Consider the following 17130-nt stretch of genomic DNA (forward strand, 5'->3'; position numbering starts at 1 on the left):
ATGTACGAAAACAATTTTCCGCATAAAAGGTATCGCGAAACACTCAATTTTCTACAAGAAAATGTACCGGCTCCGGCCAAAGTACTCGACCTGGGAGTAGAAAATCCATTTGTAAAAATTATGCAGGAGCATGATTATACCGTTCAAAACACCAGCGGGGAAGATTTGGATGTCGACACATCTGCGGTCCAAAATGGCAATTTTGATGTTGTGACCGCTTTTGAGATCTTTGAACATCTTGTCGCCCCATATAATGTTCTGAAAGATGTACAGGCAGAGAAACTTGTAGCTACTATTCCGTTGAAATTGTGGTTTTCCAGTGCCTACAGAAGTAAAACCGATAAATGGGACCGTCATTTCCATGAATTTGAGGACTGGCAGTTCGACTGGCTGCTGGAAAAGGCCGGATGGGAGATAAAAAACACCAAAAAATGGACTAATCCCGTTAAAAAGATTGGAGTGCGACCGTTATTACGAAAGTTTACTCCGCGTTACTATGCTGTTTATGCAGAACGACGGTAATTTTATCGAATTAGGCTGATATTTGCCTTTTTTACCTCTTCATCTAAATTCTCCGGAAACTCAATTTTTATCCAGTAATCGTCTGAAGGCATTGGCCTGTTGTTAAAAATACCATCCCAGGTTTCGCCCGGCCCGCGAAGAATTTTCAGTAATTTTCCATACCTGTCAAAGATAAAGCACTCAAAATTTGGATTACAGGTCGCATTAGGAACTTCAATTTTCCAATTATCGTTTATTCCATCGTTATTTGGTGTAAAGAAAAGAGGAAAAGTATAGCATACCTCCTCTTCAGGCGTGTTACAATTCAGAATAAAATCCGCTACAGGATAAGAACAGTCATTATCAAAAATTATAATATCTGAATATGCTCCCGGTTCAAGATCACTAATTACAAGCTGCCCCTCTTCATCTGAAGAAAATGGACCGACCTGAAAATTTGCACCATTTAAGTTGAATTCAGCGGAATAGGCTGCACTGAGATTCACACCTTTCAGGATAATACTGCCATTGGCGGTTTCACATTCGGGAGGAATCAGCCCCTCAATTTCAACAGAGATTTCCGCAGCATTTAAAGTGAAATCTTCATTAAAAGTAATACTACAGTCATCGTATAGTAATTCGAAGTTGGTATAGACCCCTACTCCCAAATCCTCTATGATTAGCGTACCGGAAGCATCAGGAATAATTTCCTCGAGTACAAATAATTCTGAATCATATTCGTATAAAACTGAATAAGAAACTGTGGGATCCAGTCCTGCAATAGAAATAGAACCATCCTGTGAAGAACAGGAACCGGGGTTGTTTGTTTGGATTACAGGTTCTACCGACAGAGGTGTCTGAATCTGAAGTTCTTCCGTATAATTATACGTACAACCACTGCTGATAATTTGAAATTCCGAATAGATTCCTGCAGCAAGAGAATCTACAGTTATTTCCCCGCCAGAGTTACTATTTACAAAACCGGTAGTCTGGGTAGTTTCATCAAAGGTATAGTTAATTTCATAAGGAGCATTAGGATTTAAACCAGAAATAATGAGACTCCCATCTTCCCCGCTACACCCTAAAGTTGCAACGGTTTCGAATTGCACATCCAGGCTTTCGCTACTTTCCAAAGTAAAAATGTCGTCATAATTAAAAGTACACGGGCCTTTAGTAATAGAGAAATCTGAATACTCCCCTTCCGGCAGGCCGGAAACTCTTAATTCGCCGTTAGCATCACTGGAAAGCAGACCTGTAGATTGAGAAGAACCATTATGCGAATAATGAATATCATATTCGGAATTAGCACCAAGGTTAGAAAATACTAACTCAGCATTCTCACTATTACATTCAGAAGCGCTGCTTTCGATTTGTACATCAGAAAGATTTTCAGAAAAATTCATAATCCATACAGCCCCTTCTTCGTCTTTAAAAGCTCCTGCCACTACTTTTAACGGATCAGAATTAGAAATAAAAGCGACAGAAATCCCAAAAGAATCACCGGAAACAAGATCTCCGGCAAATCCGCCAACATTCTCTGCATACTGATAATTTTCACTCACCGTCCCGTCACTATTCAACTCTACAATAAAAAAAGCACCTGTCTGCTGCCCGGTTACCGGATTATTACATCTTGCACATCCTACAAGAATTTCTATTAATCCGTCGCCGTCAATATCCGATAAAGTATCAATGGACTTCGCAAAAATAGCATTAGAATTCAGGGAAAAGTTACCACCACCGGTAGTGGCCGAAATTTTCTGACTGTTTTTTACAGATCCGTCAGAGTTTAAAAACAGCACATAAAAAGCGCCGTAATCTGATCCTCCATCGTCATCCCTGTATGTTCCCACAGCCAGATCTACCACGCCATCGCCGTCCAAATCCCCCAGAGAAGCAACTGACCCACCAAAGTAGTCACCCGACTGAAGATTGCCAGTAAATCCACCCCGGGTTTCACTTATTTTCTTATAATCTTTTACCGTGAAATCATCATTTAGAAAAAGCAGCCAAATTGCACCTGTTTCTAATCCTCCATCCGGATCTCTACGGGCGCCAACCACAATATCCTGAATACCATCACCATTAAAATCTCCGATATTTTCCACATCTGTTCCAAATACAACTTCCCCGTCAAATATTCCTGAAAAACCACCTTCAAAGTCGCTTATTTTCGCATGAGCAGCCACCGTACCATCTGTATTCAGGCTCAGAATATATACGGCACCATGCCAGTAACCTCCATCACCATCATATTCAGCACCAACGGCAACTTCAGGCTTGCCATCACCATTAAGGTCTCCCAGATATGCTACAGAAGCACCAAAGACGTCATTATTGTCTAAGTTTCCGTTGAAGCCTCCCTGTGTATCGCTTATTTTCTGAAAATTATTTACTGTATCATCTTCATTTAAAAAAAGAACATAAACCGCTCCCTTGTTTGCACCGCCATCATCATCTGTAAATGCTCCCACTATAATATCTTCGATCCCATCATTATTAAGATCTCCGATATTATCTACGGAATATCCAAACTGATCCCCCGAACTAAGTGCACCCGAAAAATTCTGTGAAGAATTGTCAATTTTGGTATAGCATCCCACCTCATACTGCTGGCTAACAACTGAATTGACAAAAAGAAAGCAGAAGCCTATAAAGAATTGGATGTTTTTCTTCATATTTGGTTGAAAATTGAAGCAATTCCCTGCATGAAACTCAGCATTATTATTCCGGCATATAATGAAGAAGAACACCTTTCAGATTGTCTTTCCTCTTTTGTAAGCCAGACGACGGTGCCGGATGAATTAATCGTTGCCGATGATAACTCCTCTGACAGCACATTTTTAATTGCTCAAGAATTTAGCAGAAAATACGATTGGATAAAGGTTTATAAAAATGACTCTCAGTCTCTGCACATGCCGGGATCAAAAGTAATTAATAATTTTTACTTCGGACTTTCATTTAGTGCCCGAAATTATGATCTTTTAGGAAAATTTGATGCAGATGTATTACTTCCACCAAACTACTTTGAAGAAATAAAGAATTATTTTCTCAAATACCCTAATCTTGGAATGTGTGCCGGAAATGTATATGTTGAAAGTCAAAACGGAGAATGGGTGCATGAAAAAATTTCAGATAAAGAGCATATTCGCGGACCGGTAAAACTCTATTCTGCAGAATGTTTTAAAAAAATAGGCGGACTAAAAGCTTCTATTGGCTGGGACACGGTAGATGAGTTACTGGCTAAATATTACAATTATCGAACAATGACCGTTCCTTCGCTAAAGGTGAAGCACCTGCGACCAACGGGAAAATCGTATAACCCAAAGGCAAAGAAACTTCAGGGGGAAGCGCTTTATAAGATGAGATACGGCTTTAGACTGGCTTTCCTCAGCGCCTTGAAGATGAGTATTAACTTTAGGGACCCAAAAATTCTTCAGGAGTATCTTGCCGGCTACGTTAAAGCTGAAAAAGAAAAGCAACCTTTTCTTGTTTCCGAAGAAGAAGGCCGCTTTATTAGAAATTTCCGATGGAAAAATATCCGGAAAAAATTATTCTGATGATTCCCTATCCAACATTTGATACAATGGCTTACCGGTTGCTGCATTAGGAAATGCAATTCCCAGTAATGCTGATATTGTAGGCGCTATATCCACAATTTCTGAACGCTCTGTTGTACTTCCGTGGTCAATACCATTTCCGAAGAAAATAAGCGGGGTGTGGGTATCGTAAGTAAAACCACTCCCATGCATCGAACCTTGCGGAGAATAGGAAACAACCGCCGGGTTTAAAACATAAATGACATCGCCACTGCGCTTCTGGTTAAAACCCTCCTGGATAGCAGCTGCCATTCCATCTGTATAACTTCCGTCTTCCAGCTGTGATCGGGTATAAACCTTATCTATCTGTTCCTGCTGAAGGATGTAGTGGGTAATTTTTTCTTCAAGTTCATCGGCATTAATTTCAGCATCGTACAGTGCCTGATAATTAAAAAACACCTGGTCATTATAAATTTTGGATATGAGATTAGCTTCCCCAAATTCTTTAACTACGAATTCGTTTAGCTTTTCAGTAAAATCGTCGGAATCAAAATATCCTGCAGGAATTTTCAAAGACTCGAGATAGGCTGAAACATCACCGCCACCATGATCTGAAGTAAGGAAAATAGTATATGCTCCTTTACCCACATTTTCATCCAGATACTGAAGCAAAGTGGCTATATTCTTATCCAACCTGAGATAGGTATCTTCAATTTCCTTGGAATTTACCCCAAAGTTATGCCCCACTTTATCTGTACTGGAAAAGCTTAGAGTAAGAAAATCTGTATCTTCATCCTGTCCCAATTCTTCAGCTTTTATTGCAGCCAGGGCAAAATCGAGAGTTAAATCATTTCCAAACGGAGTATTCGCAATAAGATCAAATTCGTTGTTGCTACTTCTTAAAGCAGCAAGGTCGTAAGGAAAAGATGCGTTTTCTTTACCTTTAAAACCATATTCAAAATTATTAATATCCACTCCGCTTGCAGTATAACTTTCTATAGGACAGAGTGTATTCCAGGTTTTAAAATACGATTCCGCAACATTGGAATTGTTAAAATCCTTCACCCATTGCGGCAGCTCCTCCATATAAAACGAACTGGTAATAAACTTACCTTCGTCTTTGCCATGAAACCAGTAGGCTGCATTAGCAGTATGGCCGGCAGGTAATATTGAACCGCGGTCTTTTATAGAAACTCCTATAGTTTTTCCCCGCATCTGGGTGTGCAAGCGATTTTGATCTGCAACGGTGGTCACTTTCATTCTATGCGGTGACATTTCTCCGGCATCAGAACTTGTTCCCACGGGCCGCACAGTTTCGTCCCCCGTGCAGTACACGAGTTCATCCTCAAACTTGTTATACCAGTTATTTCCTATGATCCCATGATTTGCAGGACCTGTCCCTGTATAAACCGAAGCATGGCCGGGGGCTGTATAGGTGGGCACATAATTAAAATGATTATTTTTAAAGCTATAGCCCTCATTAATCAGTCTTTTAAATCCTTCATCACCATACCTATCTCCAAAGCGGGTGAGGTAATCATATCGCATTTGATCTACCACTATACCAACCACAAGCCTGGTTTTCTCCTTATCGCCCTCCTGAGCAATCAGAGAGAAGGTGCATATTGTCGTCAGTAGTAAAAAAAAATTTCGAATCATAGTTTCTTGTTGAATGGCTCAAAAATAATAAACTCAGGACCATAAACTTTAATTCTACGTTAAATACTTTCGTGCTACTTTTTTGTATTTTAGCTTTACAAAAATTCTTTGATGGGTTATCTGCATTCTATTGGTGAATACTTTTTAATGATTAAAGGGGTGTTTGGAAGAATGACCAAGCGCTCTGTTCTGAAAGAATTAATTTTTAAGGAAATAAATGAACTTATAATAGGTTCTTTGGGAATTGTGGCTTTTCTATCGTTCTTCATTGGAGGGGTAGTTGCGCTTCAAACGGCTTTAAACCTAAACAATCCTTTAATTCCAAAAGCATTAATTGCTTACGCTGCGAGGCAATCCATAATTCTAGAATTTTCTCCTACATTTATCTCTATTATTATGGCGGGAAAAGTTGGATCTTTTATTACTTCCAGCATAGGATCCATGAGGGTTACAGAGCAGATTGACGCCCTGGAAGTAATGGGAATAAACTCCCTTAATTACTTAATTTTCCCCAAGATCATTGCGATGCTTACCTATCCGTTTGTTATTGCCATTTCGATGTTCCTGGGAATCGTAGGTGCTTATATGTCGGCAGTATTGGGTGGCTTTGTGGTACCGGATGAATTTATAAGCGGACTGCAGGATGATTTTGTTGGCTTTCAATTGTTTTATGCTTTCTTTAAAACATTTCTGTTTGCCATGATTTTGGCAACTGTTCCTGCTTATCACGGTTATTATATGACGGGTGGTTCACTGGAAGTTGGTAAAGCAAGTACCACTTCGTTTGTATGGACCAGTGTGGTAATTATTATTACCAATTATGTTGTAACCCAATTATTACTAAGTTAAGATGATAGAAATAAAGGATCTACATAAAAGTTTTGCTGAACAGGATGTCCTGAAAGGGATAAGTTTTGTTTTCGAAACCGGGACAACAAACCTTATTATAGGACAGTCGGGGTCTGGTAAAAGTGTGCTCTTAAAGTCTATGCTTGGTCTGTTTACACCGGAAAAAGGAACTATTGAATACGACGGAAAACCTTACTCCAATTTTAGTCCGGAGCAAAAAAGGGAACTCCGGAAAGAAATAGGAATGCTTTTCCAGGGTGGTGCTTTATTTGATTCCATGACGGTTGAAGAAAACGTGATGTTCCCTTTGAGAATGTTTAAAAAAGGACGTAAAAAAGATCATCTTGACCGGGTAAACGAAGTTCTGGAAAGAGTAAATCTTACCGGAAACGGTAAAAAATTCCCTGCAGAAATAAGTGGTGGGATGCAAAAGAGGGTGGCTATTGCCCGTGCAATTGTAAATCGTCCAAAATATTTGTTTTGTGATGAGCCAAATTCAGGACTTGATCCTAAAACAGCCACTGTTATAGACAATCTTATTCATGAGCTCACTGTCGAATATGATATTACTACCGTCGTGATCACCCACGACATGAATTCTGTATTGGAAATCGGTGAAAACATCGCTTTTCTTAAAGATGGTGTGCTTGCATGGAAAGGTGACAAAAGCCAGATCTTTAAAACCGACAATGAGGCCGTAACTGATTTTGTATATTCTTCAGACTTATTTAAAAAAGTAAAACAGGCCCAGCTTCAGGGGCTTTAAACTAATTTACAGATTGTACAGCAAGCGTATCCAGGGATAACCTCACCTGCAACCATTCTCTTAGCTTATTCATTTCCCGTTGTTTTGCGCTTCTCGACATCGAACTATCCCATTTCACGTTAAAAGTCGGAATAGTGTCCATCTTGGTAAAGTCTGTTACAATATTATTTGAGTAACTTAGCTGCTCGAGGTTGGTATAATTAATCTTAGCCTCCCTGCTTATCGCCTGGAACGGAATCCCGGCAGATCTGTATCTTAGCAGTTCGTTTTCCAGAAGCTGAATACGTGCATCCTTATCTTCCACTACTTGTTGATTTCTTACGTACAAATCCTCCAGAATTCCAGATTTAACTTCAGAAGTAAGACGCGCTGCCATTTCAGAAGTCTGATCTGCTCCCTGATGAATTCTTAGGGTGACTTCCTGTAATTCCTCCATAGATCTGATCTCCTCAACCCAATCCTGAATTTGAGATTGAGGTACGGGACGACCAATTAAATAAACATCCACAAACTTTGTTTTATAATCCTGGGCAAATTTCACTACTTCAGCTCCGGGATAATCGATCTGATTTTCCACAAACTCTTTTGTTCTGGTCACAAATACCTGCTCTCTAAGAAGGTTTACAAACAGAAAAATACTTGGGATCATTACAAGTATTGCTAACAAAGAAGCAAGCCTGGCAGTATTTCTTCGGCGTTTGCTATTTGCATACTTTACTAATGGAAAGCCCAGGACCTTTGCGACCACAAATGTCGAAAGTGCTATAAAAACCGAATTTATGGCGAAAAGATATAAGGCGCCGCCGGCATATTCCCAATTGGCAATTGCGAGGCCGTAACCAACAGTACAAAGTGGCGGCATAAGAGCTGTGGCTATAGCCACCCCCATAATTACACTGGCAATGGTTCCTTTTTTGGTTTTTGCTACAATTAATGCCAGACCACCGAATATTGCGACAAGAACATCCAGAATAGTTGGATAAGTACGTGCGACGAGTTCTGGTGTCTCCTGCTCTATAGGAGAAATAAGAAAGTAAAGGTAAGCCGTTAGCACACTCAGCACCACCATAACGGCCAGATTTACCAGAGAACGTTTTAACGTATCGATATCGTTTATGGCAACAGATAAACCAACTCCTACAATAGGCCCCATTAATGGAGAAATAAGCATCGCCCCAATTACCACTGCAGGACTGCTCACATTTAGCCCAATGGAAGCCACAAATATTGAAAAAATGAGGATCCAGGCGTTATGGCCCTTAAAAGAAATATCCTTCTTTACCGTCTCTATGGTGCTATCCCTGTCTGTATCGCTAAGGATATCCAGCAACTCCCCAAAGAACGACCGCGAATGTTTTATGATATGCTTTGCAGAAGGAATATTGTTCCCATTCCCATTTTCGGCTCCGGAAGTACCCGAAGAATTTTCATTGTTTTCCATCTATTATCCAAGTTTATCCCCAAACTTATCAATTGCCATTTGCCGTATTTCTTTAATCCCCTGTTCATTTTTCTTCGGAACAATAAGCAGCACCTGCTCGTTCTCCAGAACGATATAATCTTTAAGACCTTCCAGTACAACTACCTTATTTTCCGATGCTCGAACGATATTACCTTCGGATTCAAACGGAAGCAGTCGTGCATTAATTGCGGTATTCCCGTCTGCATCCTGAGGAAGTTGCTCCTGCAGCGATCCCCAGGTTCCCAGGTCATTCCACCCGAAATCGGCCGGAATCATATAAACATTTTCAGCCTTTTCAATGATTCCGTAGTCTATGGATATTTTGTTGGCAAGGTGATAATTGTCATTTATGAACTCCTGCTCTTCTTCGGTATTCCAGTATTCTTTTCCTTTTTGAAAGAGATTATGCATCTCTGGCAGATACTTTTTAAAATTCTCTATTATAGAAGAAGTTTTCCAGATAAAAATTCCTGCATTCCAGGCATAATTGCCTTCTTCCAAAAATTTTTCAGCTCTTTTGAAGGTAGGTTTTTCTGTAAATTGCTCTACAGGAATGAGTTTTTCATTTTCAGATTGTTGAAACTTTATGTATCCATATCCTGTATTTGGAAAAGTTGGCTTAATTCCCAGAGTAACAAGTTTATCATTTTCATGAACAGCTTCAAAAGCAAAATTCACATCATCCACAAATTTTTCCAGCCCCTGGATCCAGTGATCACTTGGTGCCACCATCATAATGGCGTCCTTGTTCTTCTCCTGGATTTTTAAAGCCGCGAGCAGTATACTGGGAGCAGTGTCCCTCATCACCGGTTCCAGTACAATTTGTTCCTGTTTAATTGTGGGAATTTGTTTTTTTACAGTTTCCTCATAACGTTCATTGGTGAGGATGATAATATTTTCCGATGGTACTATTTTTTCGAGACGGGCAAAGGTTGTCTGGATAAGTGTTTCCCCGGCTCCTAATATATCCTGAAATTGTTTAGGGCATGCTAAGGTACTTACTGGCCAAAACCTTGAACCTACACCTCCAGCCATCAATATTGCGTAATAGTTACTATTCATCTAACTCGTGATTAATTTTTTAAAACTTCTACTTCTGCGTTTGGCTGAAATAAATAAATTTTTCCTGTCGAAATCTCTAAACATTCATACCTCTTAATCCTCCTGGGGCCGCGCTTAAAGATCTTTCCATTGTAAATTTGAAAAACTGCTCCAAAAGGCACCTCGAAGATATAATTTTTATCGTTCTGTGGGTCGTAACTTTTTAAAGCTATTGAAAGTCTTGCATCGGTATCACTACTGGCTTTTGGGTTGCGAAAATGATGAGCAATTACAGGTAAAAGTTTATTCGGAAAAATTTCGGGCCTTATAAAGGGTAACATCAAATTGCGGAAAGTAAGTTTCCATTCCTGCCCATGCGGCTTTATATTCCTTCCGAATCTGTTAAAAGCTACTAGATGAGCGATTTCATGTATTAAAGTTATGAGAAACCGGTACTTATTTAGATTCGCGTTTATGGTGATTTGCTGTACTCCATCCGGCATTTTTCGATAATCACCATGCCTTGTTCTGCGCTCATTGACTATTTTAAGATGCACATTATTGGTCTGAATAAGCACAAAAACGGGCTCCAGCGCATGACCTGGTAAATATTTTTCAAGAATATGCTTCATTAAAATTAGGGAGTACTATTGGAAACCTGTAATAATTTGCCGTTGTAAAATTTATTTCCGGTTAAACTGAATTCGAAAATATAGTCTGCCATTTCTTCCGCAGAAAGTGGCGCTTTGTAGCCGGGAAAAGCCTCTTCCAGCATTTCTGTTTGTACAGCCCCTAGTGCCAAAACGTTAAAAGAAGGACCGGTTTCTTTGTACTCTTCAGCAAGCAGTTCAGTTAAAGTGATCACGGCAGCTTTACTGGAACTATAGGCCGATAATCCGGGGAATTTCATGCTTCCCTGAACTCCGCCCATCGTACTTATATTCACCACGTGAGCTTCCTTTGCCATAAAAGGCAGCATTTTCTGAATCAGTCCTACTACTCCCATTACATTGGTTTGGTAAACGCTGCTGAAATCTTCCAGGCTCAACTCTGCAAAAGGTTTATTAATAAGCAGTCCTGCATTATTCACAAGAATATCCACATTTTTCCATTCTGAAGAAACAAAACTGCTGACTTTTTCCAGATCTTCTTTTTTAGTTATGTCACAAGCTAATACTTCTACATTTTCAAGTTTAAGTTCCGAAACAGGCTCGGGATTACGGGATAAGGCGAGTACCTTATGTCCGGCTTCCGAAAACTTTTTGGTTAGTTCAAAACCAATTCCCCGGCTTGTTCCGGTGATGATCACATGCTTCATTTTAGTTGAGTTTTATTTCTTTTTCTTCAGTATTTGTCATTTCTAATATGGCGGGAAAAACTGCATCTATTAAATTGGTCATATGCTGAAAATCCATATTATCGGCCTCGTCTGAAACGTGGTGATAATATTCATAATTGGTGAAATCGAAAGTACTGATAGTTTGCGCCGGAATATTAAATTCCTCAAAAAATGGATAATTATCGCTCCGCTGAAAAAGGTTATACTCTTTTGCCTGTGGCAAAAAGCCCAAAACTTTTTCACCGGCATATTCGTTGAATTTTTCAGCAAAGTTTGAATTTTCGTAGCCGGTCAAATATGCCAGATGATTTTTTCCCTGCATCGGAATACCAATCATTTCGAGGTTAACGACCGCGTATAAATCTAAATTTTCAGCTTTTAGCTTCTGCGCAATGTGTTCTGAACCTGTAAGACCTAATTCTTCTCCGGAAAAGAGCACGAACAGTATACTCCTACCTTTATTGTCCTTTAAAGCGAACTTTCTGGCCAGTTCCATTACTGCGACTGTCCCTGCTGCATTATCATTCGCGCCATTGGCAATAGAATCGTTGCCTACAGCTTCTCCTATGCCTATATGGTCGTAATGAGCGCCTATAATTATAAACTCGTCCTTTAATTCCGGATCATTCCCCTCTAAAAAGCCAACAATATTAAATGCTTCTTTCCCTTCAACTTCAAAGCGATCCCGATAATCTTCAAAATATGGCTCTACATTATACTCTTGAAAGTACTCTTCAATAAAAGTAGCTGCTTTCTCTATCCCTTCGGTTCCTGTAGCTCTTCCCTGCAGCTCATCTGAAGCTAAAAAGCGCAAATTTTCTTCAATTTCAGCTTCTGAAGCTTCAAAACTGGCTATTTCTGTCTCCTGAGCAGTAGCATCATCTGAATTTTTATCCTGAGTGGAGTTACAAGCGAGGAAGAATGCAGCAAAAAGCACTGCAGTTAATTTAAAGAGGTTATTTTTCATGTTATTAATCAAATTTTAGAGGAGAGCCTAGAATGGCAATTATCGACTTGTCACTAGCGCCGCGGCTCCCAATACCTGTTGGCACTAAAGATAAAAAAATCCCACTGGAGTGTGGGATTTTAATATTGCTTATTGAAAGAATCAATGTCTATGCTAACATAGTCACCGGATTCTCCATATATGTTTTCAACGTTTGTAGGAACGCCGCTCCGGTAGCTCCATCCACAGTTCTGTGGTCACAGGCTAGAGTAAGTTTCATCGTATTTCCAACTACTATTTGTCCGTTTTTAACAACCGGTTTCTCCACGATTGCACCAACAGAAAGAATAGCAGAGTTTGGCTGATTTATAATACTTGTAAACTCAACGATTCCAAACATTCCCAGGTTAGAAACAGTAAAAGTACTGCCTTCCATTTCCTGAGGTTGTAATTTTTTATTCCTGGCTTTACCGGCAAGATTTTTAACATTTCCGCCGATCTGCGTCATAGACATCTGGTCTGCAAATTTAAGCACAGGTACCACAAGGCCTTCATCTACTGCCACGGCCACACCCATATGTATATGTTTTGCCATTTTCATAGAATCCTCACTCCATTGGCTGTTCACCTGCGGATGTTTTCTAAGCGCCATTGCACTTGCCTTGATTACCATGTCGTTAAAGGAAACCTTCACATCTGGCATTTCGTTGATCTGCTTGCGGGAAGCCATTGCGTTTTGCATATCCACCTCTATAGTAAGGTAATAATGCGGAGCCTTAAATTTAGACTCACCCAATCTCTTCGCAATAACCTTACGCATTTGAGAATTCTTCACTTCCTCAAAGCTTTCTTCACCGGCAGGAACGTAGGGTTGTACAGAAGCTCTTTGTTCTTCACTACCTGCAGTACCTTTAGATTGCTCAGCTGGTTTTTCTGAAGGTTTGTAAGACTCGATATCTTTCTTTACAATTCTTCCGTTTTCTCCGGAACCATCAACTTTGGAAAGGTCGATTCCTTTTTCTTCAGCCATTTTCTTAGCTAAAGGAGAAGCAAAAATTCTTCCGCCGTCTTTAGATTCTGAAGTAGTTCCCGGCTTCTCTTCTGTAGCCGCTACTTCTTTCTGCTTTTCTGCAGCTTTATCTTCTTTTTTCTCAGATTTTTCTGAAGATTTCTTTTTTCCTCCGTCTTTACTTATTCCGGAAACATCTGTTCCTTCCGGGCCAATAATTGCCAAAAGGCTGTCTACTTTTGCAGTTTCACCTTCCTGGATCCCGATTTTCAGCAAAGTTCCTTCATAGAAAGATTCGAATTCCATCGTTGCCTTATCGGTTTCGATTTCAGCAAGAATATCTCCTTCTTCAACTTTATCACCTTCTTTTTTGATCCATGTGGCAACAGTACCTTCTTCCATGGTATCACTAAGGCGTGGCATTGTAATGATCTCTACTCCTTCCGGAATTTCACCATCACCGCTTTCTTCAGAATCGTCTTCATCTGAAGCGTTTTCTTTAGATTCCTCCTTTTTATCATCAGAAGATTTTTCTTCTTTCTTATCAGACGAGCCTCCGCCGTTAATAAGATCAGAAATATCCTCTCCTTCTTCACCAATTATAGCCAGCAGTGTATCTACAGGTGCAGTTTCACCTTCCTGTATACCAATATGAAGCAAGGTTCCTTCGTAGAAGGATTCGAACTCCATAGTCGCCTTATCGGTCTCTATTTCGGCAAGAATATCTCCTTCTTCAACCTTATCACCTTTTTTCTTAAGCCACTGTGCAACAACACCTTCTTCCATGGTGTCGCTCAATCGCGGCATATTAATTACTTCAGCCATAATTTAGTTTACTTTATGTGATAAAAACGGGTAGTCTTCCTGTTCGTAAACAACGTCGTACATAATATTCTTATCAGGGAAATCTGACTCTTCAGCAAATTTCTCACATTCTGATACTTTATCCTTAACGCGTTTATCTATTTCTTTTATCTCCTTTTCAGAAGCATATTTTTTATCTTTTATAACATCCAGCACCTGAGTGATAGGATCGAGTTTCTGATACTCGGCCACCTCATCTTTGGTACGGTATTTTTGAGCATCACTCATGGAGTGACCACGATACCTGTATGTTTTTAATTCAAGAAATGTTGGACCATCTCCTTTTCTGGCTCTTGCAATTGCTTCATCTAAGGCTTCAGCAACTTTTACCGGATTCATGGCATCTACAGGTCCGCAAGGCATTTCATAACCCTGACCAAGCTTCCAGATATCTGTTCCTTTTGCAGTACGCGCCACAGAAGTTCCCATAGCATATCCGTTATTCTCTACGCAAAAAACAACCGGAAGATCCATTTTTACAGCCATATTAAGCGTTTCATGAAGTGCTCCCTGGCGCGTCGCACCATCACCCATAAAAGTTAAAGTAACTGCATCTCTCTTGAAATACTTATCTGCAAAAGCAAGTCCTGCTCCCAGCGGAATTTGTCCACCTACAATACCGTGACCTCCATAGAACCTGTGTTCTTTAGAGAAGATATGCATCGACCCACCAAGCCCCATAGATGTACCGGTTTTTTTACCGTAAAGTTCTGCCATTACTCTTTTAGGATCTACTCCCATTCCAATAGGCTGAACGTGGTTACGATAAGCGGTGATCATCTTGTCCTTTTCCAAATCCATAGCATGAAGTGCTCCTGCAAGGATAGCTTCCTGCCCGTTGTAAAGGTGTAAAAAGCCTCTAACCTTTTGTTGAATATAAACCTGCGCAAGTTTATCTTCAAATTTGCGCCAAAATAACATATCCTCATACCACTTTATATAGGTGGCTTTTGTGATTTTCTTCATATCTAAGTATAAAATTTAGGCCGGACACATGGATTTTGCCAAGCGGATAACAAAAATACTATTTTCAGTAAGAATGAAAAACAGTTTTGCTGCAAAAATAACGAAAACATCATAAGATGTTCCTGTCAAATATTAAAGGTAATAAATCCTTAACCGATTTGGCCTTTAAAACCTTACCCGTTTCACCCATAAAATACAGCTCAATATTTTCTTCCTGATTCACTTCATACTCTGCCATTACCTGCCGGCAGGCACCACAGGGAGAAACAGGCGCAGCAACCGCATGCTTAAGTGATTTTGCTGAAATCGCTACTTTCTTCATTCTGACTCCCGGATATTTCGCCCCTGCATAAAAAAATGCCGTACGCTCGGCACAAAGTCCGGAAGGATATGATGCATTCTCCTGGTTACTCCCAATTACCACTTCTCCATTTTCCAAAAGAATTGCCGCTCCCACATTAAACTGAGAGTACGGAGCATAAGCATTATCCCTTGCATCAAAAGCTTTCTGCATTAAATCAAATACATCCTGAGGCATTTCTTCCAAAGCATCATACAGTTCCAGTTCAGAAGTAATATTTATTAATTTCATATAAATCTATTGGAAAGACAAGTTAAATCAAACAAAAAAAGTATCAAATCGAAATAAGATACTTTTAGTGAAATTAAATTTTTATTTAAAATTAATTCACGAACTCCTGCCCGAAATTAAAGGTAAGGCCAAAGCGCAAAGTTCCTTCCAGCGGGCTTGGCACATCTGAAGTTGAGAAAAGGTATGAAATATCAATGTCTACTATTTCATATACAAAACCTGCTCCAAATGAAAGGAACCTTCTGGAACCTTTAGATTCACTCTCTGTAAAATATCCTGCTCTAAAAGCAAAAACATCCTGGTACATATATTCTGCGCCCAAAGCCCACGTTACTTCTCTTATTTCCTCTCCAAAACCATCAGGCGCATCCCCGAAGGAAGTGAAAATTCCTTCTATAGCACCTATCTCATTGTATTCCTCATCATCTTCTGCATCAATATCCCCATCATCATTAAAATCCTGCGGAGTTGGCACCAGCAATTTATTAAATTCTACATAAGCACCTATTCGGTTTTGTGGATCCAGAATAAAATCGAAACCAGCCCCCGCTTTAAAATTTGTGGGTATAAAGTTTTCCTGTCCTGCATCATCATATTTCATTTTAGGCCCTATGTTTGAAATATTTGCGCCCAGCCTCCAGCGGCCATCAAAACTGTCCATATAAATAACATCACTCTGATAAAATGCTGCAATATCTACCCCAAAGCTGCTTGCCGCCCCCAGATCCTCATCGTCCTGTAATCCAAGATCAGATCGCAGGTATCTTCCCGCCACTGCCATAGAAACGTTCTCACTTAATTTAAGTGAATACGACAAATCAAAAGTAAGCTCATTCGGATTTACAAGAAGAGGCGCCTGCTCAAAAGTCGTTCTGGTTTCGATGGACCCAAGGCTAAAATACCTGAGACTTGCAGCAAAGGCACTACGATCATTCAGTTTATAGAAATAACTGAGATTACCGAGGAAAATATCATTTACAATGTCACTAAGATAAGGAGTGTATGAAACACCTACTCCCTGTTGCATTTCAGCAAATGCATATTTAGCAGGATTCCATTGTTGTGAAAATGCATCTACCGACGTAGCAACCCCCTGGTCACCCATTCCCGCAGCTCGTGCATCTGCAGCAACCTGTAGAAACGGAACTGCAGTTGTAATTACCCTGTCCCGTTCTTCCTGGGCAATAGACGAAAGACCAGACAATAAACTGGCTCCAACCAGCATAAGTGTAATTTTTTTCATTCTGAACATTATCTGTAACAAATATAAATTTTAATTCTTGCTAAGAAAGAACCTTCCTACCAAAATTACAAGCAAAACCTTAGAAACGAGAGAAAACAACGTGTACAATCCATTGAAACTGCTATTTTAATCCTTCAGGTTTTAACTAATAACTTTAAAATTGAAAAAATATTGCTTTAGCATTTCCCTTCCCTGTTATTATTTTGGCATAAAATCTGCCCTATAAGAAAAAAGGACTATTTTTGCGCAAGTAAAAAACCCGAAATTACTTTGTTTTGATGCTTCACGAAACCTGTTAAGAATCAGGTAAGCATCAAGTACATCAGGCAGTTAAAGGGTTTTCGAGACAATTTT

General features: G+C 39.7%; 15 protein-coding genes. 4 read left to right on the plus strand and 11 right to left on the minus strand.

The window, feature by feature from the left end; all coding sequences use genetic code 11:
- The gene (locus RM545_RS02215; protein ID WP_311493668.1) at positions 1–522 is read left to right on the plus strand and encodes a class I SAM-dependent methyltransferase; all 522 of its coding nucleotides are present in this window, start codon (positions 1–3) and stop codon (positions 520–522) included.
- Between the two features lie 2 nt (positions 523–524).
- Here RM545_RS02215 and RM545_RS02220 read toward each other — a convergent pair whose 3' ends face one another.
- Positions 525–3179 carry a T9SS type B sorting domain-containing protein gene (locus tag RM545_RS02220; protein WP_311493670.1) on the minus strand — a complete coding sequence of 885 codons (2655 nt, stop codon included), beginning with the start codon at positions 3177–3179 and terminating at the stop codon, positions 525–527.
- Positions 3180–3209: 30 nt separating this feature from the next.
- Between RM545_RS02220 and RM545_RS02225 the strand changes: the two genes are divergently transcribed.
- Entirely contained in the window at positions 3210–4061 is an 852-nt protein-coding gene (locus RM545_RS02225; protein WP_311493672.1) for a glycosyltransferase family 2 protein, read from the plus strand.
- Here RM545_RS02225 and pafA read toward each other — a convergent pair.
- Positions 4053–5699 carry an alkaline phosphatase PafA gene (gene pafA / locus RM545_RS02230; protein ID WP_311493674.1) on the minus strand — a complete coding sequence of 549 codons (1647 nt, stop codon included), beginning with the start codon at positions 5697–5699 and terminating at the stop codon, positions 4053–4055. The genes RM545_RS02225 and pafA overlap by 9 nt on opposite strands.
- A gap of 111 nt (positions 5700–5810) precedes the next feature.
- Between pafA and RM545_RS02235 the strand changes: the two genes are divergently transcribed.
- Positions 5811–6548: an MlaE family ABC transporter permease gene (locus RM545_RS02235; protein ID WP_311493675.1), complete on the plus strand. Its 738-nt coding sequence runs from the start codon at positions 5811–5813 to the stop codon at positions 6546–6548.
- A 1-nt stretch (position 6549) separates the two neighbouring features.
- Complete coding sequence (locus RM545_RS02240; RefSeq protein WP_311493676.1) at positions 6550–7314, plus strand: ABC transporter ATP-binding protein; 765 nt, start codon at positions 6550–6552, stop codon at positions 7312–7314.
- Between the two features lies 1 nt (position 7315).
- On the opposite strand, the gene RM545_RS02245 is transcribed toward RM545_RS02240, so the two are convergent.
- The 9 genes from RM545_RS02245 to porV all read right to left on the minus strand — a co-directional run bounded on the left by RM545_RS02245 (position 7316) and on the right by porV (position 16776).
- A complete protein-coding gene (locus RM545_RS02245) occupies positions 7316–8755 on the minus strand; it encodes a DUF389 domain-containing protein (protein WP_311493677.1) in 1440 nt (479 codons plus the stop codon).
- Between the two features lie 3 nt (positions 8756–8758).
- Entirely contained in the window at positions 8759–9838 is a 1080-nt protein-coding gene (locus RM545_RS02250; protein WP_311493678.1) for a mannose-1-phosphate guanylyltransferase, read from the minus strand.
- An 11-nt stretch (positions 9839–9849) separates the two neighbouring features.
- On the minus strand, positions 9850–10449 hold the full coding sequence (locus RM545_RS02255) for a SprT-like domain-containing protein (protein WP_311493679.1): 600 nt from the start codon (positions 10447–10449) through the stop codon (positions 9850–9852).
- A gap of 5 nt (positions 10450–10454) precedes the next feature.
- Positions 10455–11135, minus strand: coding sequence for an SDR family NAD(P)-dependent oxidoreductase (locus tag RM545_RS02260; RefSeq protein ID WP_311493680.1), 681 nt, complete (start codon positions 11133–11135; stop codon positions 10455–10457).
- A gap of 1 nt (position 11136) precedes the next feature.
- Complete coding sequence (locus tag RM545_RS02265) at positions 11137–12123, minus strand: M28 family peptidase (RefSeq protein WP_311493681.1); 987 nt, start codon at positions 12121–12123, stop codon at positions 11137–11139.
- Positions 12124–12271: 148 nt separating this feature from the next.
- A complete protein-coding gene (locus tag RM545_RS02270; RefSeq protein WP_311493682.1) occupies positions 12272–13936 on the minus strand; it encodes a pyruvate dehydrogenase complex dihydrolipoamide acetyltransferase in 1665 nt (554 codons plus the stop codon).
- Positions 13937–13939: 3 nt separating this feature from the next.
- The gene (gene pdhA, locus RM545_RS02275) at positions 13940–14941 is read right to left on the minus strand and encodes a pyruvate dehydrogenase (acetyl-transferring) E1 component subunit alpha (protein ID WP_311493683.1); all 1002 of its coding nucleotides are present in this window, start codon (positions 14939–14941) and stop codon (positions 13940–13942) included.
- Between the two features lie 109 nt (positions 14942–15050).
- Positions 15051–15533, minus strand: coding sequence for a cytidine deaminase (gene cdd, locus RM545_RS02280; protein WP_311493684.1), 483 nt, complete (start codon positions 15531–15533; stop codon positions 15051–15053).
- Positions 15534–15624: 91 nt separating this feature from the next.
- On the minus strand, positions 15625–16776 hold the full coding sequence (porV, locus tag RM545_RS02285; protein WP_311493685.1) for a type IX secretion system outer membrane channel protein PorV: 1152 nt from the start codon (positions 16774–16776) through the stop codon (positions 15625–15627).
- Between the last annotated feature and the right edge of the window lie 354 nt (positions 16777–17130).

The organism is Autumnicola lenta (assembly GCF_031846515.1).
Taxonomy (GTDB): domain Bacteria; phylum Bacteroidota; class Bacteroidia; order Flavobacteriales; family Flavobacteriaceae; genus Autumnicola; species Autumnicola lenta.